Source organism: Pelagimonas varians, from assembly GCF_003208435.1.
In the GTDB taxonomy this organism is placed as follows: Bacteria; Pseudomonadota; Alphaproteobacteria; order Rhodobacterales; family Rhodobacteraceae; genus Pelagimonas; species Pelagimonas varians.
Map to the genome: position 1 here is coordinate 248,451 of NZ_QKMF01000004.1, position 20,317 is coordinate 268,767.

22 protein-coding genes are annotated in these 20,317 nt (G+C 53.4%); 14 read left to right on the top strand and 8 right to left on the bottom strand.

Features of this window, described 5'->3' with window-relative positions; translation table 11 throughout:
* Nucleotides 1-37: 37 nt before the first annotated feature.
* From C8N36_RS07310 to C8N36_RS07325, 4 genes are all read right to left on the bottom strand, one after another.
* Nucleotides 38-1,036 carry a substrate-binding domain-containing protein gene (locus C8N36_RS07310; RefSeq protein ID WP_097803915.1) on the bottom strand — a complete coding sequence of 333 codons (999 nt, stop codon included), beginning with the start codon at nucleotides 1,034-1,036 and terminating at the stop codon, nucleotides 38-40.
* Between the two features lie 52 nt (nucleotides 1,037-1,088).
* A complete protein-coding gene (locus C8N36_RS07315) occupies nucleotides 1,089-2,081 on the bottom strand; it encodes an ABC transporter permease (RefSeq protein WP_097803914.1) in 993 nt (330 codons plus the stop codon).
* A 1-nt stretch (nucleotide 2,082) separates the two neighbouring features.
* Entirely contained in the window at nucleotides 2,083-3,645 is a 1,563-nt protein-coding gene (locus tag C8N36_RS07320; RefSeq protein WP_097803913.1) for a sugar ABC transporter ATP-binding protein, read from the bottom strand.
* 178 nt (nucleotides 3,646-3,823) lie between these two features.
* A complete protein-coding gene (locus tag C8N36_RS07325; RefSeq protein WP_097803912.1) occupies nucleotides 3,824-4,477 on the bottom strand; it encodes a GntR family transcriptional regulator in 654 nt (217 codons plus the stop codon).
* Between the two features lie 100 nt (nucleotides 4,478-4,577).
* Here C8N36_RS07325 and C8N36_RS07330 point away from each other — a divergent pair, with 100 nt between their 5' ends.
* The 13 genes from C8N36_RS07330 (at nucleotide 4,578) to C8N36_RS07390 (ending at nucleotide 15,278) form a co-directional block, all read left to right on the top strand.
* Nucleotides 4,578-5,441 (top strand): SMP-30/gluconolactonase/LRE family protein, encoded by an 864-nt coding sequence (locus C8N36_RS07330; protein WP_245910748.1) that lies wholly within the window; start codon nucleotides 4,578-4,580, stop codon nucleotides 5,439-5,441.
* 23 nt (nucleotides 5,442-5,464) lie between these two features.
* Complete coding sequence (locus C8N36_RS07335; RefSeq protein WP_097803911.1) at nucleotides 5,465-6,499, top strand: sugar ABC transporter substrate-binding protein; 1,035 nt, start codon at nucleotides 5,465-5,467, stop codon at nucleotides 6,497-6,499.
* A gap of 87 nt (nucleotides 6,500-6,586) precedes the next feature.
* The gene (locus C8N36_RS07340; RefSeq protein ID WP_097804140.1) at nucleotides 6,587-8,116 is read left to right on the top strand and encodes a sugar ABC transporter ATP-binding protein; all 1,530 of its coding nucleotides are present in this window, start codon (nucleotides 6,587-6,589) and stop codon (nucleotides 8,114-8,116) included.
* The gene (locus C8N36_RS07345; RefSeq protein WP_097803910.1) at nucleotides 8,113-9,096 is read left to right on the top strand and encodes an ABC transporter permease; all 984 of its coding nucleotides are present in this window, start codon (nucleotides 8,113-8,115) and stop codon (nucleotides 9,094-9,096) included. Before C8N36_RS07340 ends, C8N36_RS07345 begins: the two co-directional genes overlap by 4 nt.
* A gap of 1 nt (nucleotide 9,097) precedes the next feature.
* Nucleotides 9,098-9,886, top strand: coding sequence for an SDR family NAD(P)-dependent oxidoreductase (locus C8N36_RS07350; RefSeq protein ID WP_097803909.1), 789 nt, complete (start codon nucleotides 9,098-9,100; stop codon nucleotides 9,884-9,886).
* 25 nt (nucleotides 9,887-9,911) lie between these two features.
* Nucleotides 9,912-10,406, top strand: coding sequence for a lactoylglutathione lyase family protein (locus C8N36_RS07355; RefSeq protein ID WP_097803908.1), 495 nt, complete (start codon nucleotides 9,912-9,914; stop codon nucleotides 10,404-10,406).
* Entirely contained in the window at nucleotides 10,399-11,430 is a 1,032-nt protein-coding gene (locus C8N36_RS07360) for a C-terminal binding protein (protein ID WP_097803907.1), read from the top strand. Before C8N36_RS07355 ends, C8N36_RS07360 begins: the two co-directional genes overlap by 8 nt.
* A gap of 12 nt (nucleotides 11,431-11,442) precedes the next feature.
* Nucleotides 11,443-12,132: an RraA family protein gene (locus C8N36_RS07365; protein ID WP_097803906.1), complete on the top strand. Its 690-nt coding sequence runs from the start codon at nucleotides 11,443-11,445 to the stop codon at nucleotides 12,130-12,132.
* On the top strand, nucleotides 12,113-13,030 hold the full coding sequence (locus C8N36_RS07370) for a 2-dehydro-3-deoxygalactonokinase (RefSeq protein ID WP_097803905.1): 918 nt from the start codon (nucleotides 12,113-12,115) through the stop codon (nucleotides 13,028-13,030). Before C8N36_RS07365 ends, C8N36_RS07370 begins: the two co-directional genes overlap by 20 nt.
* Nucleotides 13,027-13,659 carry a 2-dehydro-3-deoxy-6-phosphogalactonate aldolase gene (locus C8N36_RS07375; protein WP_097803904.1) on the top strand — a complete coding sequence of 211 codons (633 nt, stop codon included), beginning with the start codon at nucleotides 13,027-13,029 and terminating at the stop codon, nucleotides 13,657-13,659. Before C8N36_RS07370 ends, C8N36_RS07375 begins: the two co-directional genes overlap by 4 nt.
* Entirely contained in the window at nucleotides 13,656-14,360 is a 705-nt protein-coding gene (locus C8N36_RS07380) for an SDR family NAD(P)-dependent oxidoreductase (RefSeq protein ID WP_097803903.1), read from the top strand. Before C8N36_RS07375 ends, C8N36_RS07380 begins: the two co-directional genes overlap by 4 nt.
* Nucleotides 14,361-14,371: 11 nt before the next feature.
* The gene (locus C8N36_RS07385; protein WP_097803902.1) at nucleotides 14,372-14,896 is read left to right on the top strand and encodes a 2,4'-dihydroxyacetophenone dioxygenase family protein; all 525 of its coding nucleotides are present in this window, start codon (nucleotides 14,372-14,374) and stop codon (nucleotides 14,894-14,896) included.
* Entirely contained in the window at nucleotides 14,874-15,278 is a 405-nt protein-coding gene (locus tag C8N36_RS07390; protein WP_245910749.1) for a methylglyoxal synthase, read from the top strand. The genes C8N36_RS07385 and C8N36_RS07390 overlap by 23 nt, the downstream gene beginning before the upstream one ends.
* 68 nt (nucleotides 15,279-15,346) lie before the next feature.
* On the opposite strand, the gene C8N36_RS07395 is transcribed toward C8N36_RS07390, so the two are convergent.
* From C8N36_RS07395 to C8N36_RS07410, 4 genes are all read right to left on the bottom strand, one after another.
* Nucleotides 15,347-16,492, bottom strand: coding sequence for an alpha-hydroxy acid oxidase (locus C8N36_RS07395; protein WP_097803900.1), 1,146 nt, complete (start codon nucleotides 16,490-16,492; stop codon nucleotides 15,347-15,349).
* Nucleotides 16,493-16,539: 47 nt separating this feature from the next.
* Nucleotides 16,540-17,823: a TRAP transporter large permease gene (locus C8N36_RS07400; protein ID WP_097803899.1), complete on the bottom strand. Its 1,284-nt coding sequence runs from the start codon at nucleotides 17,821-17,823 to the stop codon at nucleotides 16,540-16,542.
* Between the two features lie 10 nt (nucleotides 17,824-17,833).
* Nucleotides 17,834-18,319, bottom strand: coding sequence for a TRAP transporter small permease (locus tag C8N36_RS07405; protein WP_097803898.1), 486 nt, complete (start codon nucleotides 18,317-18,319; stop codon nucleotides 17,834-17,836).
* Nucleotides 18,320-18,398: 79 nt separating this feature from the next.
* Nucleotides 18,399-19,397 carry a TRAP transporter substrate-binding protein gene (locus C8N36_RS07410; protein WP_097804139.1) on the bottom strand — a complete coding sequence of 333 codons (999 nt, stop codon included), beginning with the start codon at nucleotides 19,395-19,397 and terminating at the stop codon, nucleotides 18,399-18,401.
* Nucleotides 19,398-19,535: 138 nt separating this feature from the next.
* Here C8N36_RS07410 and C8N36_RS07415 point away from each other — a divergent pair, with 138 nt between their 5' ends.
* Nucleotides 19,536-20,195: a GntR family transcriptional regulator gene (locus C8N36_RS07415; RefSeq protein ID WP_245910750.1), complete on the top strand. Its 660-nt coding sequence runs from the start codon at nucleotides 19,536-19,538 to the stop codon at nucleotides 20,193-20,195.
* Nucleotides 20,196-20,317 lie beyond the last annotated feature (122 nt).

Genomic DNA, 20,317 nt, shown 5'->3' on the forward strand with positions numbered 1-20,317 from the left:
AGGTTCGGCACCGCGAGGTTTGCGGTGCCGATTGTGGTTAGGCGTGTTTAAACTGGGCAACATTTTCGGCTGTAATCGCCATCACGCCAGTTTCAACCCGTTCGGGCAGCGGATTGATGCCTGCGGCTTTCCAATCAGGCAGCACCTTGAGCGCGTCGGTGTTTTGCCAATGCATCATGTGAAATGCGAGAAAGATCTCCAGATAGGATTTCTGCGCCACTGCGCCAGAAATCGTTCCGTCTTCAATGTAGGGCAACATGTCGTCGTTGCGGTCCATCGCGACAATCTTGATGTCGCCCTTACGCCCTGCTTCGGTCACGGCAATTGCAGCACCTTTGCCGCTGTCACCATCGGTGCCTCCGATCCCGACAATGTCGGGGTGCGCTTGAATCGCTTGGAGATAGGCGGTTGGCGCATAAGATGGATCTGCTTTGTCATTGACGACATCGACGACTTCGATCTCTGGGTATTTCTCGGCAAACACTTGTTTGTAGCCTTCGACCCGTTCAAGTGTTGATGGCGCAGGGAATGTTCCAAGGATCACTTTGCCTTTGCCGCCGATGGCTTGCGCCAGCATTTCGCCGCCAACCCGGCCAGCTTGTACGCCGTTAATCCCAAGGAATGTCGAACGCGGGCTTTCAGGGACATCGCCGATGCAGCAGGTGATTGGAATACCGGCTTCAACAGCACGTTCGATGCCGGGAGCCAATGTGGCAGGGTCACCGGGGAAGATCAAAATACCCGCTGGCCGGCGTGCAATCAATTCGTCAAGCTGGCGTGCCTGAGCTGCGGTATCGAAGTCCAGCGGACCAGTGAAGGTCGCTTTGATACCCATAATATCTTCTAGGTCTTTCATCGCATTGCGATAATCGACCCAAAATGGCACCTGTGTGACGATTGATAAAAAGACGTATTCCTTGCCCGCGGCTTGGGCCATTGCTTGGCTCGACAGCATTGGCAAACCGAAAGCTGTTGCCAAGCCTGCGGCAGTACCTGCCGTTAGCAATGAACGCCGTTTGGTATCTATTTCAGTCATAGTTTTCTCCCTTTGGGTATGAAGTGTTTGTTGAGACCTGCGTGAAATTTCATCAGCCCTTTTTGCCGCGTATCAGCATGTCGAGCGCGACAGCACTGACCAGCACTCCGCCGATCACGATCATCTGCCAGTAGATCGAAACGGCGAGCATGGTCATTGAGTTGTTAATGAGAGCCACAAAGACGACCCCCAGAAACGCGCCCAGAATTGTCCCTTCGCCACCTCGAAGCGAAGCCCCGCCAATGACCGCAGCAGCGAGCACCTGCAGTTCGATACCATTGCCTGCTGTTGGCGTTCCGCTCATGAGGCGAGAGGCAAGCAAGACACCGGCCAAAGCCGCCAACATTCCTGTCAGAACATAGGCGATAATCCGCACCCGATTGACATGGATACCCGAGAGCATCGCCGCTTTTTCGTTTGCGCCGATGAAATAAACCTGACGAAAGAACCGCGTGTGACGTACGGCTAGGTCGAAGATGACGACCAGAAAAAGTGTCAGTAAGACGAGCATTGGAAAGCCACCGAGCGAGGCCTTGCCGATCCAGGCAAAGTCGGCAGGTAAGCTCGATAATGAAAATCCTTCGGTTAACACCAAGGCGATGCCTCGGGTAATCGACATTGTCCCAAGAGTTGCGATCAATGGATTGATCCCGAGGGCTGTCACGAGAATCCCGTTTGAAAATCCAGCCACTGCGCCAAGCAGGATGCCACAAACTGTTGCCATCGGGATGGACATGCCATCCAGCAAAAGCATCGCGACGACAGTAGAGGACAGCGCCATGACCGAGCCAACAGATAGGTCAAATCCGCCGGAGGCCAACAAAATTGCCATCCCGATGACAATGATCGCGTTGGGGGTCATGCCCACGGCAACCGCTCGAAAATTGGCAGCCGAAAAGAAATAAGGACTGAGCCAAGACATGGTTATTATTATTGCGACGATCAACACAATCAGCGTCAATTCGCGAACGTCAACAAATGCTTTAAAGACCCGCTTCAGGCCAGTTTTTGCATTAGTGGTTTCTGTACTAAGTGCTGCGTCCACGTCAAAGCTCCGCGTTAGATTGTGTTTGATCAAAAGTGGGTGATGGCAGTCCCGCTGCCATTTGCAGCAGCAAATCGTCCGTTGCGTCTCTGGCTGCTACAGAACCGGATATGCGTCCTTCGTGAATGACGAGAATATTCGTCGCCAGCGAAACAAGTTCGGGGAAATCCGAAGAGACAACAAGTATCGCCATTCCTGCCGCAGCGCGGCGCATCAATTCGGTGTGAATTTGGAATTTTGCCCCAACATCGACACCCTTGGTCGGCTCTTCGATTATGAGAAGGTCCGGAGACCGCTCCAGCCATTTGGCCAACATGATTTTTTGCTGATTGCCACCTGATAATGCGCCAATTTTTTCTTCTGGACCGCGCGTCTTGACGCTAAAACTGGCAATTGCGCTGTCGCTGGCTGCCCTGATCGATTTGGCGTTCAAGAGACCGAAAGACGTGTGTTTCTCCATGCTGGATGACACAAGGTTCGCGCTTAACGGATCATCCAGAAACAGGCCTTCGGTTTTGCGTTCCTCGGGAACAAAACCAACCCCGGCGCGCATTGCAGCTCTTAGGGAGGCGAAGGCAATCTTCTGGCCATTCAACGTGACGCTTCCGGTATCGGACTGCGTCAAACCGGCAATGCAACGCACAATTTCGCTGCGGCGTGATCCCAAAAGTCCAGCAAGGCCAAGTATTTCGCCCTTTCGAACCTGAAAACTGATATCGGAAAAATGTCCATCCTGCGAAAGGTTGTTCACGGCCAAAACGACATCGCCCAGCTTGTCGATTGACCGTTCAACGTCACCTGGATGCGCGCTTCCGATCATCTCAGCGACAACCTGTGTTTGACTGGTATCTTGTGTCGCGTTGCAGCTGATCATATGACCGTCGCGCAACACAGAAATCCGATCCGCAATTGCAAAGATTTCAGACATATGATGGCTGACATAGACAATTCCGATACCGCGAGCGGTCAGTTTTCTTAAAACTTTAAAGAGGGCTTCAACCTCGTCCGGAGTGAGTGCCGAGGTTGGCTCGTCAAGAAGCAGAACCTTTGAATCAAGCGACAGCGCTTTGGCGATTTCAACGATCTGGCGTGTGCTGATCGGCAGACTATCGACCGGTGCTGTCACATCGAGTGCGAGATCGAATTCCGCCAGGAGCGCTTCGGCCCGACGCCTCAGCGCCTTCCAGTCGACAACGCCAAACCGTGAAGGAGCGCGCCCGGCAAAAATGTTTTCGGCAATGGAGAGGGAACCGGCGAGGCTGAGTTCTTGAAAGACACAACTGATCCCGAGGTCTTGGGCATGAGAAGGGCCAAGAATGCGGACGGTTTCTCCGTCTCGTCTAATGTCACCGGAAGAGGGCGTGTGAAGCCCGTAAAGAAGGCTGAGGCAAGTCGATTTACCAGCGCCATTTTCACCTACAAGTGCATGTATTTCGCCCTGATTGAGAGCGAAGTCGATGTCTTTCAGAACAGCGTTGGAGCCGAAGCTCTTTTGAACGCCATGCAGTGAAAGCAGGCTTTTCGAACGCACTGCGTTTGAATCTTTTAATTGTCGTGAATCCACCAAAAATATCCTCCCGCCTTAAGGGTGGCGTCTGATATTTCAGATGTCAACGAAAATTAAATTCAATTAAGACAGCGACATGGCGCGAAGTGATGTGATCAGGATCGGTGACACATCGCGATATTGTCCAGTTGTCAGTCGGGTTTTTAAGGCGTGCTCATCCCGTTATGACGTCATTTCAGGACTCTTTGATGGACGATGCATAAGTCTGGCGAGTTCTGTCGATGTGCTCAGAAAGCAAGCGTCGGATTTCTGCCAAATCACTTTTCTGAACCGCTTCTGCGAGACCAATATGTTCTTCGAAAGACAATTGGGTGTGTTGGGGGAGTGCAGACAAGTGAGTGCGAAGCGCCGCAATTTTTCCAACGTACCGGTCATAGCTGGCAGAAAGATAATCGTTCTCACAATTTTTGAAAATGGCTTGGTGAAAGGCCGTGTCGAGTTCAAGGTATTTGGCCTCATCGCCAGATTTTCGTGCCGCACTCATATCTTTGACGATCCGGATCATGTCGCTTGAAAGGGCCTTTTGATTGCGCTTGAGTGCCAATTCGAACGCGGCTGTTTCGATGGTTTGACGGAAGTCACAGATCTGGTTCACCTCGTGTTCCGTCAACGTAAAAACACGTGCGCCTTTTTGGGGCTCAATCGTGACAAGACCTTCGTCTCGTAACTGCGCGAGGGCCTCGCGGACGGGTGATTTGGATACCCCGAGTTCATCCGAGATGCCGCGTTCCGAGAGAACTTGGCCCATCTTTAGTTCGCCACCGACGATCCGTCCCCGCAAATGTTCCAGTGCGAGCTCTCTGAGTGATTTTGGGCGCGTGAGTGTCATGGTCGGTCCATTTTTTTGTTGTCAGATTATAATATCTGATATACCAAGTCCCGCAAGCTGGTATATCAGACACCAGTAGATTCTTACTAGGGAGGGCAAGTTGATCAGCGCAAAACTCATACTTGATTGCAAAAACCAGCACGGAGAGGGCATTTTTTGGAATGCCGCGGATGGCTTGGTTTGGTGGACAGATATCGAAGGGCGCACTGTGTGGTCCTTTGATCCGGCCACATTGCAAGAACATACCTATGAAATGCGGGACCGTGTCTGTTGTTTCGCCCCGCGCAAGTCAGGTGGTCTGATCGTTGCCTTTGCTGACCGGATTTCCCTGTTCGACTTGGAAACCGGACGCGAAGAGAAAATCTGCGATTTTGAACCTGACAACCCGGAAACGCGCACAAATGACGGGCGTACCGATCGGTTGGGGCGTTTTGTCGTTGGCGGCATGAACGAAAAGTCCAGGAAGGCGAACTCATCTGTGATCCGGATCGACGAAAAGCTGAACGTAGAAACGTTGTTAGAGGGCGTGTCTTGCGCCAATTCAACCTGCTTTGGCCCGGATGGTACCACCATGTTTTTCGCCGATACACCTGATCGCGAAATTCTCGCCTTCGACTATGGCGCTGAATTGTCAAACCGACGCGTTTTGGCGTCCTTTCTGGATGAACCCGGATTGCCGGACGGGTCCTGCGTCGACGCAGAAGGCGGTGTCTGGAATGCGGAATGGGAGGGGAGGCGTGTCGTGCGTATCAACCCCGAAGGGCAGATCGATACTGTGATCGACGTGCCTGTCTGGAAACCGACGTGTTGTGCCTTTGGCGGACCAGAACTCGATACTTTGTACATCACCTCGTCGCGATTGATGAGCGACGAAGTCGCGCTGGCGCGCGAACCACATTCAGGGGGGCTGTTCGCAGTCAAACCCGGCTTCAAAGGGCTTCAGGACAGTCTGTTCTGTGGCTGAAGACGATGATCAGGGAGGAATAAATGATCAATTATCTCAAGGCGACAACAATAGCCGTAACGGTTTCACTGTGCGCGAACGCAGCAGCCGCTGAGGACTATCCTGCACCTGTGCCGATGATGGACGGCGCGCAGGCTGCAATCGATGCGATCACTCCGAAAAACGAGACGTTTCGCATCGCTTACATGCCCCCGGCGACAGAGTTCAATTACTATATTGCGGTTGGCGAAGGCATCAAAGCAATCGCGGCAGAGCAAGGGGCCGAGGTCTTTATGCTCGCACCGCAGAGTGGTGCCGACATTAATGGTCAAATGGGTATGATCCAAGATGTCCTGACACAAGATGTCGACGCCATCATCTTTGGAACGCATGATGAATTTGCGGCAGCGCCGCTGATCAAGAAGGCTGTTGACCAAGGTATTGCTGTCTTGATGATCAATTCTGACATCCCGAACTTCCCGACACCAATTCACGGCGTTGTCGGATATTCACAACGAAATGGCACACACAAGATAGCCGATTGGGCGATCGAGACCTATGGCGGTGAGCCAGTGAAAGTCGGGATCATCGAAGGCCAACCGGGGTATCACTCAACAGAGCGTGTTGGCGGTTTCTTGGATGGTATCGAGGGCAACGAAGATTTCGAGGTTGTGGTTTCCATCCCCGGTGGCTGGAACGTTGAAGGTGGCAATACCGCTGGTATGGATATTCTTCAGTCGCATCCGGATTTGGACGTTATCTTCGCGGCAAACGACTACATGATCATTGGCGCGTCATTCGCGGCCAAAGCGCTGGGTCGCTCTGATATTGCACTGCTTGGCAATGACGGCGACACCTCTGGTCTGGAAGAAATCGCGGCCGGAAATGTGACGGCAACGGTCAACACGTCACCCTACCTTATGGGGCAGGCGGCAATGCACGCCACACTGGACGCGCTTGAGGGTACGTATCCCGGTGGTTGGATCGAGACGCCCACGTCTATCGAAGACAAAAACGGTGCGATTGCGGTGCTTCAAGAGCCTGAAAAGCTCTTCCCGTTGCCATCCAAAGAATACTGAGCCTCCTCCTGTTCCTCGGCGGTGCGCAATGGTGCCGCCGGGGGGCGCACACAGTGTTCCTTTCAATTTTTAACTCGAGAGATGACCATGACGAGCGATACCACTCCTCTTTGGGAATTTGCCGACATAAGCAAGGCATACCCTGGCGTTCTCGCGAACGACAAAGTTTGTATCAAGCTGATGAAGGGGTCTATCCACGGTCTGTTGGGTGAAAACGGCTGCGGTAAATCAACAATGATCAAGACGCTTTCAGGTGTTCAGCAACCTGACAGTGGACGCATCCTTTACAATGGAAAAGCGGTGCAAATATCTGATCCGCTTGCCGCGCGAGATCTTGGCATCGCCACAGTATTTCAGGAATTTTCCATCGTGCCGACCTTGTCTGTGGGAGAGAACATCTTCCTTGGAAACATGCCGCGTTCGCGACTGGGCGCAATTGATTGGCGCAAAGTCAATTCAGAGTCTGCACGTGTTCTAAAAGAGATGGACGTCAACATCCATCCCGAAGCAATCACTGGCGATCTGTCTGTTGGAGAGCAACAGCTTGTTGAGATCGCAAAGGCGGTCGCGATGGACGCCAGCATGATCATTCTGGACGAGCCAACGGCCGCGTTGGGTGAAGAAGAAATCGAACAATTGCACCAGCTTTTGCGGAATATGCGCCGTCGCGGGACCGCAATCCTTTATGTCTCACACCGCTTGGATGAGGTGGAACGGATTGTGGATGAAGTCACAATTTTGCGGGGGGGCCGGGTTGTCAGTGCGGCAGGTGAGACCGAAATCAATGTCAGCGAAATCGTAAGTGCGATGGTTGGCGGGGATGTCGGCGAGCATTATCCCAAAGAGAACAATGCCACCGACGATGTGGTTCTGCGGGCCTCGGGCTTGAGGACAAAAGCCGGGGTCAGTGACGCGACTTTCGATCTGAGAAAGGGCGAAGTCCTTGGGCTTGGCGGAGTTCTGGGCAGTGGTCGAACCGAAATTGCACGTGCCTTGTTCGGAGTTGACACATTGACTGAAGGATCGGTGGAGCTGGGTGGCTCACCGGTAAAATTTCGCAATGAGATGGACGCCATCAAGGCGGGGATGGCTCTGGTTCCGGAGAACCGAAAAACCGACGGGCTATTCTTCAATTTCAGGGCCAGCGGAAATATCACGGCGGCATCGCTCGCCGAAATCTCCAAATTGGGCATCCTTGACCTTTTGACAGAAGCAGACGGCACAGAGCGCCTGATTGACGAGCTTGAAATCTCGGCGCAGGCAGAAGCCAAGACCGTTAACTTTTTATCAGGCGGCAACCAACAAAAAATAGTCATCGCTCGGTGGTTGTTCGCGGACGCGCAGGTTTTGATCTTGGATGAACCGACGCAGGGCATCGATATCGGTGCCAAGATCGCGGTCTACAAGTTGATGAACACGCTTACACGCGCGGGCAAGTCAATCATTCTGATTAGTTCCGACCACGACGAGTTACTCGCGATGAGCGACCGTGTCGCCGTTGTTCAACATGGAGCCATCAAAAAGATCGTTGCTGCGAAAGAGTTGTCACATGACGACCTTGTGCGCGCTTCGGCTGACAACATTGAACACGTATCGAAGGAGCAACTGGCCTCATGAAACGAATTTTTGATGCGCAACTGATCGGCCCGTTTGCGGCCATGGTCATCGTGACTTTGATCGTTGCTATGACAACTGACAGGTTTTTGAATCCGGGCAACCTATCCAACTTGTTCCTACAGGTGAGCATCGTTGCACTGATAGCCATTGGGGCGACGGTTGTGATTTTTGCTGCCGGTATTGATCTGAGCTCGGGCTCGATGGTCGCGCTTTTGACTATGATACTGGCTCAGATGCTCAAGTTCATGGGACTTCCCTTGATATTCGCTTTGCCACTGATCCTTGTCGTGGGCGCTTTGTTGGGGCTGGGTTTGGGGCTCATTACGGCTTACGGTCGGATCCCGTCCTTCATCACAACGCTTGCGGCGCTGATCGCGTTTCGCGGCCTTGCGCTGACGTTCAACAACGGCTCTCCGATTTTCTCGTTGGACCCCGGTCTGGAACCGATCTTTTACGGGAAACTGGCAGGTATCCCTTTGCCGTTCTTCTATCTTCTAACCTTTTATGGCTTGGCCGCGTTCACGATGAATTTCACCAAGCTAGGACGCGAGATTTATGCAGTTGGGGGCAATCCCGCCGCCGCGGTTTTGACGGGTATCAACGTACGAAAAGTGCAAGCGATCACCTTTGCCATTGCCGGGTTTATGACTGCTGTCGGTGCGGTTTTGATGTCTGCCCGGTTAAATTCCGGGTCTCCAAATTACGGTCAGACTCTTGAGCTGCAAGCCATTGCTGCGGCGGTTGTAGGGGGCGCCAGCCTTGCAGGCGGTCGGGGTAATATTTTGGCGACGTTCATGGGCGCGATGACAATCGTGATCGTGCAAAACGGACTCAATCTAAATGCTGCACCTTCGTCGGTTCAAAACATCGTGCTGGGCCTGATCATTTTGCTGGCTGTCGGGATTGATATGTGGCGGGCCGAACTCTCGAGCCTCCTGTCTTCTGTTTTCGGAAAATCTGCTTCAGTGAAGGGAGGGTAACATGGATCTCGGTTTGAAGGACAAGCTCGTATTGGTGACTGGCTCTGCGTCTGGCATCGGTAAGGCAACCGCGAAAATGTTTCTGCAAGAAGGGGCGAAAGTCATCATTCACGGTCTGACCGAGAATGAGGTCGGTTCCTGCATCAAAGACCTTTCCCCCTTTGGTGACGTCGTGGGCAGGGCGGGTGACCTGACAGATCCCGATCAGGCAATCGATTTGTGCAACTTTGCGCAAAGCCATGGCGACATCGATATCTTGGTCAATAATGTCGGTATTTTCTCGGTGAAGGCATTTGAAGATCTGACAGATGCCGACTGGATGCTGTATTTTGACGTCAACGTGTTGAGTGCGGTGCGCATGTCCCGTGTCATTTTGCCTGCGATGCTCAAACGTGGGAGCGGTTCCATTGTGAACCTTGCCAGCGAGGCGGGCGTAAAACCCCTACCGCAGATGATCCATTATTCCGTCACCAAAACCGCGATTTTGGGACTAACCCGTGGCATGGCAGAGTTGACCAAAGGGACCGGGGTTCGTGTCAACTCTGTCCTTCCGGGGCCGACCTGGACCGAAGGCGTCGAAGCCTATTTTGACGGCCTTGCCGCGCAAAAAGGCGCGCCCTTGGCGGATATAATCGAAAACTATTTCAAGACGGACGAGCCGACCTCGTTGATCCAGCGCTTCGTACAAGCGCAGGAGGTCGCTCAAACCATTGTCACCGTTGCAGCCAACAAAGCGATGAACGGCGGTGCACACAAAGTCGAAGGCGGCATTGTCCGCAACATACTCTAACCCACATCAACAAAGGAGCCTATAGATGGCCGCACTTACTTTTTCTCATATTGGCATCACCGTTCCGGATTTGGATAAAGCCGTCGAGTTTTATTCAAAGGCATTTGGGCTTTATGTCATCATGGGTGCCACAGAAATCCAACATGATGAAAGCGCCATCGGTCAGATGTGCGACGATGTTTTCGGCGAAGGTTGGGGATCGTTTCGTATCGCACACTTGTCGCTAGGCGACGGGACCGGAATCGAACTGTTCGAATTTCCAAACACTGTCGAAGAAGAGCGTCCCTTCGAATACTGGCGCCGCGGATTGTTTCATTTCTGCGTGCAGGACGAAGACGTCGAGGCGCGTATCAAGCTCATCGAGAGCCTTGGTGGCAAGCAACGCATGCAACAAGTCCGCAAATACTACCCGGACGAAAAACCCTACCGCATGGTCTATATGGAAGACCCATTCGGCAACATCTTCGAACTTTACAGTCATTCTTACGAATTGACTTATTCTGCAGGTGCTTATGTCTAATCGGAAACTCGGCCCGCGAAGGGCAGACCGGCCCAAGGTCGTGATAACGGACTACGATTTTGGTGATTTGGATGTGGAGCGCGCCATTCTTGAAGCGGCCGGCGCAGAGGTGATCGCATTACAAAGCAAGGGCGAAGAGGATTTGCTAGAAGTCGCGACTGATTGCGCAGCGATGATCAATCAGTATGCCCGTATCGGTGCCAAGACGATCGGTGCGATGACGAAATGTGAGGTGATCGCCCGGTACGGTGTGGGCGTTGACATTGTTGATGTGGATACCGCAACCCAAAAGGGTATCCTAGTCACCAACGTTTTGGATTACTGCACCGAAGAAGTTGCAGACCACGCGATTGCACTGTGGATGACATTGGCGCGCAAGCTGCCTGACTACGACCGGGCCACGCACAAAGGCATCTGGAAATGGCAAAGTGGTCAGCCGATCAACCGGCTGCGCGGCCGCACGATGGGTGTTGTGTCATTTGGAAAGATCGGACAAGCGATTGCGACGCGTGCGCAGGCGTTTGGCGTCAAGGTCATTGCCTTTGATCCGTTTGTGCCCGCCGAGGTCGCAGCCAACTTGGATACGGAGCTTGTTTCCAAAGCCGATCTTTTGGCCCGCTCGGATTACATCTTGATGCAAGCGCCGATGACGCCTGAAACCCGTCACTTTCTTTCGGATGCAGAATTCGCAGCGATGAAACCGGGAGCGATCTTGGTCAACACCGGGCGTGGTCCGACGGTCGATAACAAAGCGCTATATCGGGCTTTGACCGATGGACATCTGGCGTCAGCAGGCTTGGATGATCCTGAAGAAGAACCGGCAAAGCGTGCCAAGTGGTCGCCCGATGACAACCCGATCTTTACATTGCCGAACGTCATCGTGACCCCGCATGCCGCCTACTACTCTGAGGAGTCGATACGTGCTGCCCGGGTAACGGCGGCAACACAGGTTGCGCTCGTCCTGACAGGGCAGGCACCAGACTATCCCGTCAATGCAAATGCATTGACCGAAGCAACACAATAATTGGAGGCAAAAATGCCAGAAGTTTCCGCCGATCTCCGAGTCTTCAACGACTTTGAGCGCAACCCGGACCTGCTCAAGAAATTCGACAAAGTGCTTGGCGCTTATTCAGCCGCAGCGATTTTTGCTGATGTGCAATATCGCACGGGCGTAATGGATAGCGGAATAAAGCCTGCTTTCCGGTCCAAAGTCACCGGACAAGCAGTCACGGTTCAATTGTCCAAAGGCGATCTGGTCGATCCGCTCAAAGCGCTTGAAATGGGCCAAGCGGGTGATGTGATTGTTGTGGATGCCGGAGGCGATCTCAACACATCCGTGTGCGGCGGCTTGATGGGTGGTTTGGCTCAAAATCGCGGCATTCGTGGCATGATCGTCGACGGGTCCGGGCGCGACACCGACGAGCTTCAAGACATCAACTGGCCGATCTGGACACGTGCCATCACTCCGCGTGGGACGCACACAATGTTCTCAGGACGCAAGGAAGAGCTTTCGATCAACGTGCCAATCGCTTGCGGAGGCGTGGTGGTGAACCCCGGTGATTTTATCGTCGCCGACTTGATGGGTGTAGTCGTTGTGCCTTTGGAAACTGCGAAAGAGGTCGTGAGACTCGCGCAAGAACAGGCCGACCGCGAAGAAGAAACACGCAAATGGGTCGCTAAGGGCAAAACAGTCGAGGATCTGTTGAATGAATTCGGTCGCATCTGAACCGGCATTGATCGGTATCGACTGGGGCACATCTTCGCTCCGCGCTTTTTTGATTGGCGCGGGCGGGGAGGTCTTGGATCAAGTTTCAAAACCGGAAGGTATCATGCACGTCAAAGATGGCGATTTCGAAGGATCATTTAGGGATCTGATTGGGCCTTGGGGGAACGCTGCCGGCTTGCCGGTCATCGCATCCGGCATGATCACCAGCCGCAACGGCTGGGTTGAAACCCCTTATGTTTCTGTGCCTTCGGGTGTGAACGAACTTGCCGGGGCGCTGGTGCCGCACAAGACCTCTGACGGGGTGACTGTGACCTTTGTTACGGGGATGACGACTGATCATGACGGCGCGCCTGATGTTATGAGAGGCGAAGAAACCCAGATTATCGGCGCATCTGCGCTTGGAATGTCTGACGGCACATTCGTCATGCCGGGCACACACAGCAAATGGATCACAGTGCGCAGCAACCTCATTGATGACTATGCGACCTTCATGACAGGCGAAGTGTTTGCGGCAATGCGCCAGCACTCCATTCTTGGAACCCTCATGGAAGAGGGGCCATTTCAAGAGGGCGCATTTCGCAAAGGCTGCGCTGCAGGTTTGGCCGAGGGGAGCAAACTGCTGCACGATCTCTTCGGGGTCCGCACTTTGCCGCTTTTCGGCAAGATTGCAGGGAACATGGTAGAAGACTATCTTTCCGGGCTTTTGATCGGTGCGGAAATCAAAGGGGCGGACGTTGCATCGATTGATGGGCCGGTGATGATTGTGGGGCGTGACGATCTTTCCGATCGTTACGAAATTGGCTTGGAGCTGGCTGGTCTGACTTCCAAACGCGCACCTGATGATATTGTCGCCAGGGGTCATTTTATGATTGCTCAGGCTGCGGGGCTCGTCTCATGAAGGACTTTGATACGGCACTGGCGGAAAACCCGTTGATTGCAATTTTGCGGGGGCTGGAACCAGCCTGCGCGCTGGATGTTGCAGGCGTTTTGGCAGATGCGGGCTTTCGCATCATCGAAGTGCCAATGAACTCGCCCGATCCACTTGTCTCAATCGAACGGATTGCTCACAAGTTTGGCGATGACATTGTCGTCGGCGCGGGCACGGTGCTGACCTCAGACACTGTCACCGATGTTTGCAATGCGGGCGGGCAAATTATCGTCGCCCCCAATATGAACCCAAAGGTAGGTGCCCGGGCGGTTGAGCTGAACGCAAAGTGGTGTCCGGGCGTTCTGACACCAACAGAGGCTTTCGCAGCTTTGGAGCTGGGGGCTTCTGTCCTTAAGGTGTTTCCGGCCGAATTGGCACCACCAAAAGCAATTTCTGCAATGCGGGCAGTTCTTCCGAAGGATGCGATTGTCGCCGTGGTTGGGGGGATTACGCCTGAAACAATGGGCGACTACCGAATGGCTGGGGCAAATAGTTTTGGCTTGGGGTCCGCTCTTTTCAAACCATCGTATGACTTGTCAAACTTGCAGGTTCGAGCGCAGGCTTTTGTTACGGCATTCGCGAAAGGACATAGCACATGAAGAAAACCGTCATTGTCACCGGAGGCACAAGCGGAATTGGGGCAGGGGTCGCAGAGGTTCTGAATGAAGCCGGCTATCATGTCATTGCCGCGACTGTCTCGCAGGACGAAATTGATCGCTTTTCCGGCGCACCCGAGATTGAGACCTGTCTGATGGACGTCACGAATGGTGCGTCAGTTGATGCTCTGTTCGGCCGTCTTGAATGCCTTGCGGGTATGGTGAATTGCGCCGGTATTCTGGTGCGGGGACGCGAGTACGACATCGACGTGTTTCAAAAGGTTCTCGACGTGAACCTGACGGGCACGATGCGGTGTTGCCTTGCGGCTCAGCCACTGTTGGCCAAATCTGGCGGTGCGATTGTAAACACCGCGTCGATGCTCAGCACATTTGGGGGGCCGATGGTACCAGCCTATTCCGCGTCCAAAGGTGGGGTGGCCCAGCTGACCAAAGCCTTGGCGGGCAAGTGGGCGGTGGATGGCATCCGCGTCAATGCAATCGCGCCTGGTTGGATCGAGACCGAAATGACCCAAGGTCTGCGCGATGCGCCCGAGCGAGAAGCTGGTATTTTGGGCCGGACGCCAATGAATCGTTGGGGCAAAACCAGCGAAGTCGGTGCGTTGGTCAAATGGCTGCTATCTGATGAAGCAAGTTTTGTAACTGGAGCCGTCTATCCCGTGGATGGCGGTTATCTGGCAATGTAGGGAGACCCGAGATGGTCGATAAAACAAATTACGACGAACGCACACCTTATCAATTGCCGTTCCCAAAAGAGGCACAGCAAGAGATCGTTATCCCGGACGCCATTCCTGATGACGAACGCCTCTGGGTGCCGCAAGCCGAAAACGTTTGGTTTCGCCCGCTGTGTCTAAATCGGTCACAAGGCTATTGGATGAACATTTTGCGGGTACGCAAATCAGGTGTTCTGTCTCGGCACCGCCACCCACAACCGGTGCACGGGTTCGTCTTGAAGGGCCGTTGGCACTATCTTGAGCACGACTGGACGGCAGAGGAGGGGGGATATGTATATGAGCCGCCCGGTGAGACCCACACGTTGGTGGTGCCAGAGGGCGTCGAAGAAATGATGACCTATTTTCAGGTCAATGGCGTGATGTGTTATGTCGACCCTTGGGGTGAGGTGCTCGGATATGAGGACGTCTTCACCAAAATTGACCTATGCAAAAAGCACTTTGAAGAGGTGGGTTTGGGAGCCGATTTTGTCGACCAGTTCATCCGCTAAAACTTATCATGTGGCCCTTGTGGCCCACGATGCTTGCAAGTCGGCTTTGGTCGACTGGGTAGAGGCGCATGTCGATACATTTCGACATGCTGCCATCTTTTCAACAGGGACCACAGGCAGTCGTCTTTCAAAGGCGATGCCAGATCTTAGCATTGTTGCGTTGAAAAGCGGCCCGTTGGGCGGAGATCAACAGATCGGTGCGATGATCTGTGAAGAGGCACTGGATGCGCTGATCTTTTTTGTCGACCCCTTGTCGCCCATGCCGCATGACGTGGATGTCAAAGCCCTGACAAGGCTGGCCACAGTGTACGACCTTCCAATGGCTTGCAGCGTCGCGACGGCCAATCTTATTGCTGATGCGATGAGAAACCAGCGGTTTTAGGGGCGTCACCCCCTAGATCAACCCCCGGTGCTGTCAAACCCATGTGCACGGTTCCAACGGAAGTGTCGTCAGTCTTTCACCAAAAGATAGTTGGAAAGTTGATCGATCTTTTCGGCTCCAAGCTGGCTCATGTTGGCCTCGATGTCGGTTTTTAAAATATGCACAAGGTGGTCAATACCCCGCGCGCCAAAGGCCGCGACAGCGTATTGAAACGCACGCCCAATCATAACGAAATCCGCGCCTTTGGCCAAAGCGCGCATGATATCGAGCCCCCAAGCCACGCCGGAATCGTAGATAAGCGGAACATCTGGCCCGACGGCCTCCCGGATTTTCGGCAATTGATCTATGACGGCCGGTCCGGCTTCGAATTGACGTCCCGAATGGTTCGAAACCCAGATGCAATCCACCCCCTCAGCAACCATTCTTTTGGCATCATCCGGCCGCAGAACGCCTTTGACGACCAGATGGCCATCCCATTCCTGGCGCAGTTCCCGCAGATATTGCCAATCCGGGATTCCACGGATCAATGCGCCGGCATGGGTAAAACTTTCCCGACCACGTTGGGGGACGTAGTCATCGAAGAACCGCATCCTTGGGACAATGCCCTCGCGCATATGCGCGAGACACCACGAGGGGCACCGGGCCATCTCTGTGATTGTCCTCAGGTCAGCCTTTGGAGGCACGGTCAGGTTGGCGCGCCTTTGACGTTCGCGCCGACTTTCCTCGGGGACATCAACGGTGATGACAAGCGTGTGAAACCCGGCGGCCTTGATCCGCGGCAGCATCTTTTGCCGCAACTCTGCGGAATTCACGGGATAGTGCTGAAACCACCCGTTGTTGCCGATGTGGGGCGCGACATCCTCCGGCGACGCGACCGCCACGCTGGACAGCGAAAAAGGTATGTTGTGCGCAACCGATGCCTGCGCCAGCATGCGCTCTGCACCGGCCCACATCAGTCCGGACATGCCAACGGGCGCAATGCCGAACGGCAGGTCATATGTCTGCCCAAGCAGTGTTTGCTTCAGGTCGGCCTTGGTACGGCCACATAAAACGCTGGGCATGAACCCAATGGCGTCCAATGCTTCCCGGTTCGTTTTCAAGCCCAGTTCGCGGCCTGTTGCACTATCAAGGTACTCGAAAGCAAATTTCGGAATCCTTTTGCGCGCGGCTGTTCGCAGGTCGGCTATCGACGGGTGTGACAGGTCGAGATCCATACGGTTCCTCTTGTTTCTGTTGTTATACAAAAGCGGTTTCGAGGCGATCACCAAAGAGACGGCAAAGCCAGAGAAATTGCCGGGACGTAGGTGATGAGCATTAACAGGATGAGCATGCCAATGAAGAATGGCAGAATCGCCTTACTAAGGTTTTCTATCGACACCTTGGAGATACTGCTGGCGACGAAAAGATTCACGCCGAGCGGCGGCGTGCAGAACCCGATGGCCAAATTGACCGTCAAGATAACGCCGAACAAAATGGGATCAACACCCAGAGCGGTCGCCACCGGCAGCAGGATTGGCGTCATAATGATAATCGATGAGATCGTCTCCATGAACATGCCGATCACAAGCAGCAAAAGATTGATCAACAGCAGGATGATGATCGGATTATCCGACAGGCTTGTGATCGTCGTGGCCAATTCGGTTGGAATACGCGCAAGGGTTATCAACCTGCCAAATGCAGTTGCCATGATGACCAGAACCAGAATGGTTCCGCTGGTTTTGGCGCTTCCTGCCAAAATTTCGGGCAGGTCTTTGAGTGTGATGTCACCGTAGACGAAAATGCCAATGAGTGCAGAATAGACCACCGCAACAGCGCCTGCTTCTGTGGGCGTAAAAATACCGCTGTAGATACCGCCAAGAATGATGCCCGGCACAAGAAGTGCCCAGATAGAAGCGCGGAAACTCTGCCAAACACCCGGCCCGGAGAATGGGGTTGTAGATTGCTGAACAACGTCATCGTTGCGCAGCAAAATGCGCGCGACAAACATGAACATCAGTGCAAACAGGATGCCAGGAACCACGCCGGCGAGGAACAATTTACCAATCGATACCTCAGCGGTGACGCCATAGATGATGAATGGGATACTCGGCGGGATCATCACGCCGATCATGCCCGACGAAGCGGTTAACGCACCGCTGAACTTTCGGGTGTAACCGACCTTCTCCATTTCGGGGATCATGTTGGATCCGATGGCCGCCACGGTGGCAGGGGAAGATCCTGAAATCGCCGCAAAGAACACGCAAGCCAGCACATTCACATAGGCAAGACCTCCTCGAATATGGCCAATCAACGCATTCGCGAAACCAACAAGCCGGCGAGACATGCCGCCGTGCTGCATCAGATCACCCGCCAGAATAAAGAGCGGTACGGCGATCAGGGGAAAGGAATCCGCCCCTGTAACCACGGATCGGGCCAAAAGAACCATGGGCGGTGTGCCGTCGACAAAGACCATCACGATCATTGTTGCCAGACCAAGGCAGATGCCAATTGGTACGCTGAACAGCAACAGGGAAAAAAGAGTCAGGAATAGAATTGTTGCAAGCATCGGGGAGCCCTCACGCCTTGGTTTCTGCGATTTTGCGCAGAGTTCGTTTCAAATGTTGAACGACACGGATTGCGGCCAGGCCTGCTCCTACAGGCGCAGAAGCATATAGGATCGGAATTGGCAGCCCAAGAACGACCGATGTCTGGCTGGCGACGAATGGCATCATGATCAGTTTGATGCACTCAAATGCCAGAACGAGCAGAAAGCCGAGAACCATCAGTGCGATAATCACATCAACATAGAGCCGCGTTCGTTCACCAAGAGCATCCCGAAACACTGTAATGCGCACGTGATCGCCGGTGTGGAAGGCGTAGCTGACGCCAATCCAGACAAACCAGACGAACAACCAAAGTGTGAGTTCCTCTCCCCATACAAGAGAGGCATTCATGACGTAGCGCATGAAAACATTGCCAAATATTAGCAAAACAATTGCGGCCAAAAGCGCGCTCGCTAAGACCTTTTCGGCGTTTGAATCAATCCACTTGAAAACCGACATTCTTTACCTCCCCAGAAAGAAATGGGGCACTCGCTCCTTGTTTGGCGCGGGTGCCACGGTTAGCCAAACTTACAAAAGATCAACTGCCGCTCGCTGCTGCGACTGCGGCGACCCAAGTGTCATATGCTTGTGCACCGACTTCTTCGCGGTATTGCAGGCGCACACTTTCTGTCTTTTCGGCAAAGGCCTGACGTTGCTCTGCCGTCAATTCGAGAACTTCGACGCCAGCGGCACGAATTTCTTCAAGTTGCGCAGATTCTTCTGCGGCGACCAACTCTGCCTGATACGCGCGTGAGGCGGTCATTGAGTCCCGGACCAATTGTTGATGCTCTGCCGAGAGACCCTCGAAGAATGGCTTTGAAATTACGGGCATATAGACCGCAAAAACATGCCCTGTGGTCGACAGGTATTTCTGAACTTCGTAGAAACGTTGGGAAGTAATGATCGCCAATGGGTTCTCTTGGCCATCGATTACGCCCTGCTGGAGCGCTGAATAGACCTCACCAAAGTTCATTGGTGTGGGATTGGCTCCGAGTGATTCAAACGTTGCAACATGAGCCGGAACTTTCATCGTGCGCAGCTTCACACCGTCAAGGTCAGCAGGAACGGCCACCGGACGCACATTGTTGGTTACGTTGCGAATGCCCAGTTCAAGCCATCCAAGACCGACCAAACCCTGGTTTTCGACACGCGCCAGCATCTCGTTGCCTGCATCGCTGTCCAGCACGCCAAAAGCAATATCTTTTGAGGCGTACATGTAAGGAAGCTCGATCACCGCAAAAGCCGGATCCCAACCTGCGAAAAACGAAGAGGGGGGGATGGCCATTTCGAGAACGCCGGTTTGGACCCCTTCGATCATCTCGCGGTCAGGGCCCATTTGAGAAGAAGGGAAGATCTGGACATCGATCTCTCCGCCTGAACCCGCTTCAACCAACTCTTCAAATTTCAACAGGGCACGATGCATATGAAATGCTTCGGCGGCACCATGGCCGACTTTGATGACAGTTTCAGCAGAGGCTGCGAATGCAAGCCCAGCTGCTAGGGCGGCGCTTAGCGCGACAGTAGTTTTCTTGAACAAGGTATCCTCCCAAGGATTGTTGTTGGTGGTTGGTTTTCGATCTACTATCTGAAATATCAGATATGATTTATAAATCAAGTTGGAATGTGCTACCATGTCTGGACGATGCATAGGGACATAGTGAAAGTGAGAGACGCGATGCAGATCAAACGCCCGGATTCGCTAAGTAAAATTGCGGAAGAACACATTCGCCAAGGTATCGTTGGAGGCACCTTCGGACTGGGAGAACCGCTGCAAGAGGCAAAACTCTCTACGGCAACGGGCATGAGCAAAACGCCGATTCGTGAGGCGCTTTCTGCACTAAAACTTCAGGGTCTGGTTCAGATCATTCCCCAACGCGGTGCCTTTGTCTTCACCCTGTCCAAGGAAGATGTTGAACAGCTTTGCCGATTCAGATTGATCCTCGAGACGGCTGCAATCGATCAAGCGCTCGACGAAAACCCTGCTGCTTTGCTCGCTGAGTTGGTGCTTATTGTGGAGAAGATGGGGAGAGCTCGGGAAGCGGGCGCATTCGATGAGTACCTTGAATTGGACGCGGATTTTCATGACGCGTTTTTCAAGCATTGCGGCAACAGCTATTTGCGGGAAGGGTATCAGAAGGTCAGCGACATCGTCCGAACAATGCGGACGCATTTGTCAAAACGCCCGGAGCGCACTGTCAAATCCTTTAATGAGCATGAAGCAATCACAGCTTACCTCAACGAAGGAAAGACAAGTGCCGCCAAGAAAGTCCTTAAACGGCAAATCACCCGTGGAGAGCGTTCTTATTCAGATCTGATTGGGGTTGAACAAGTTTAAAAACGCGACTTTGTGATGTCTTTGGCATGCTGGTGCGCATTTCAGAATTCGACGCGTGACCTCTGACATTTCTGCGGTCTGCGGCACACCCGCCAAGACCAAATACAATACTGGCAGACAAT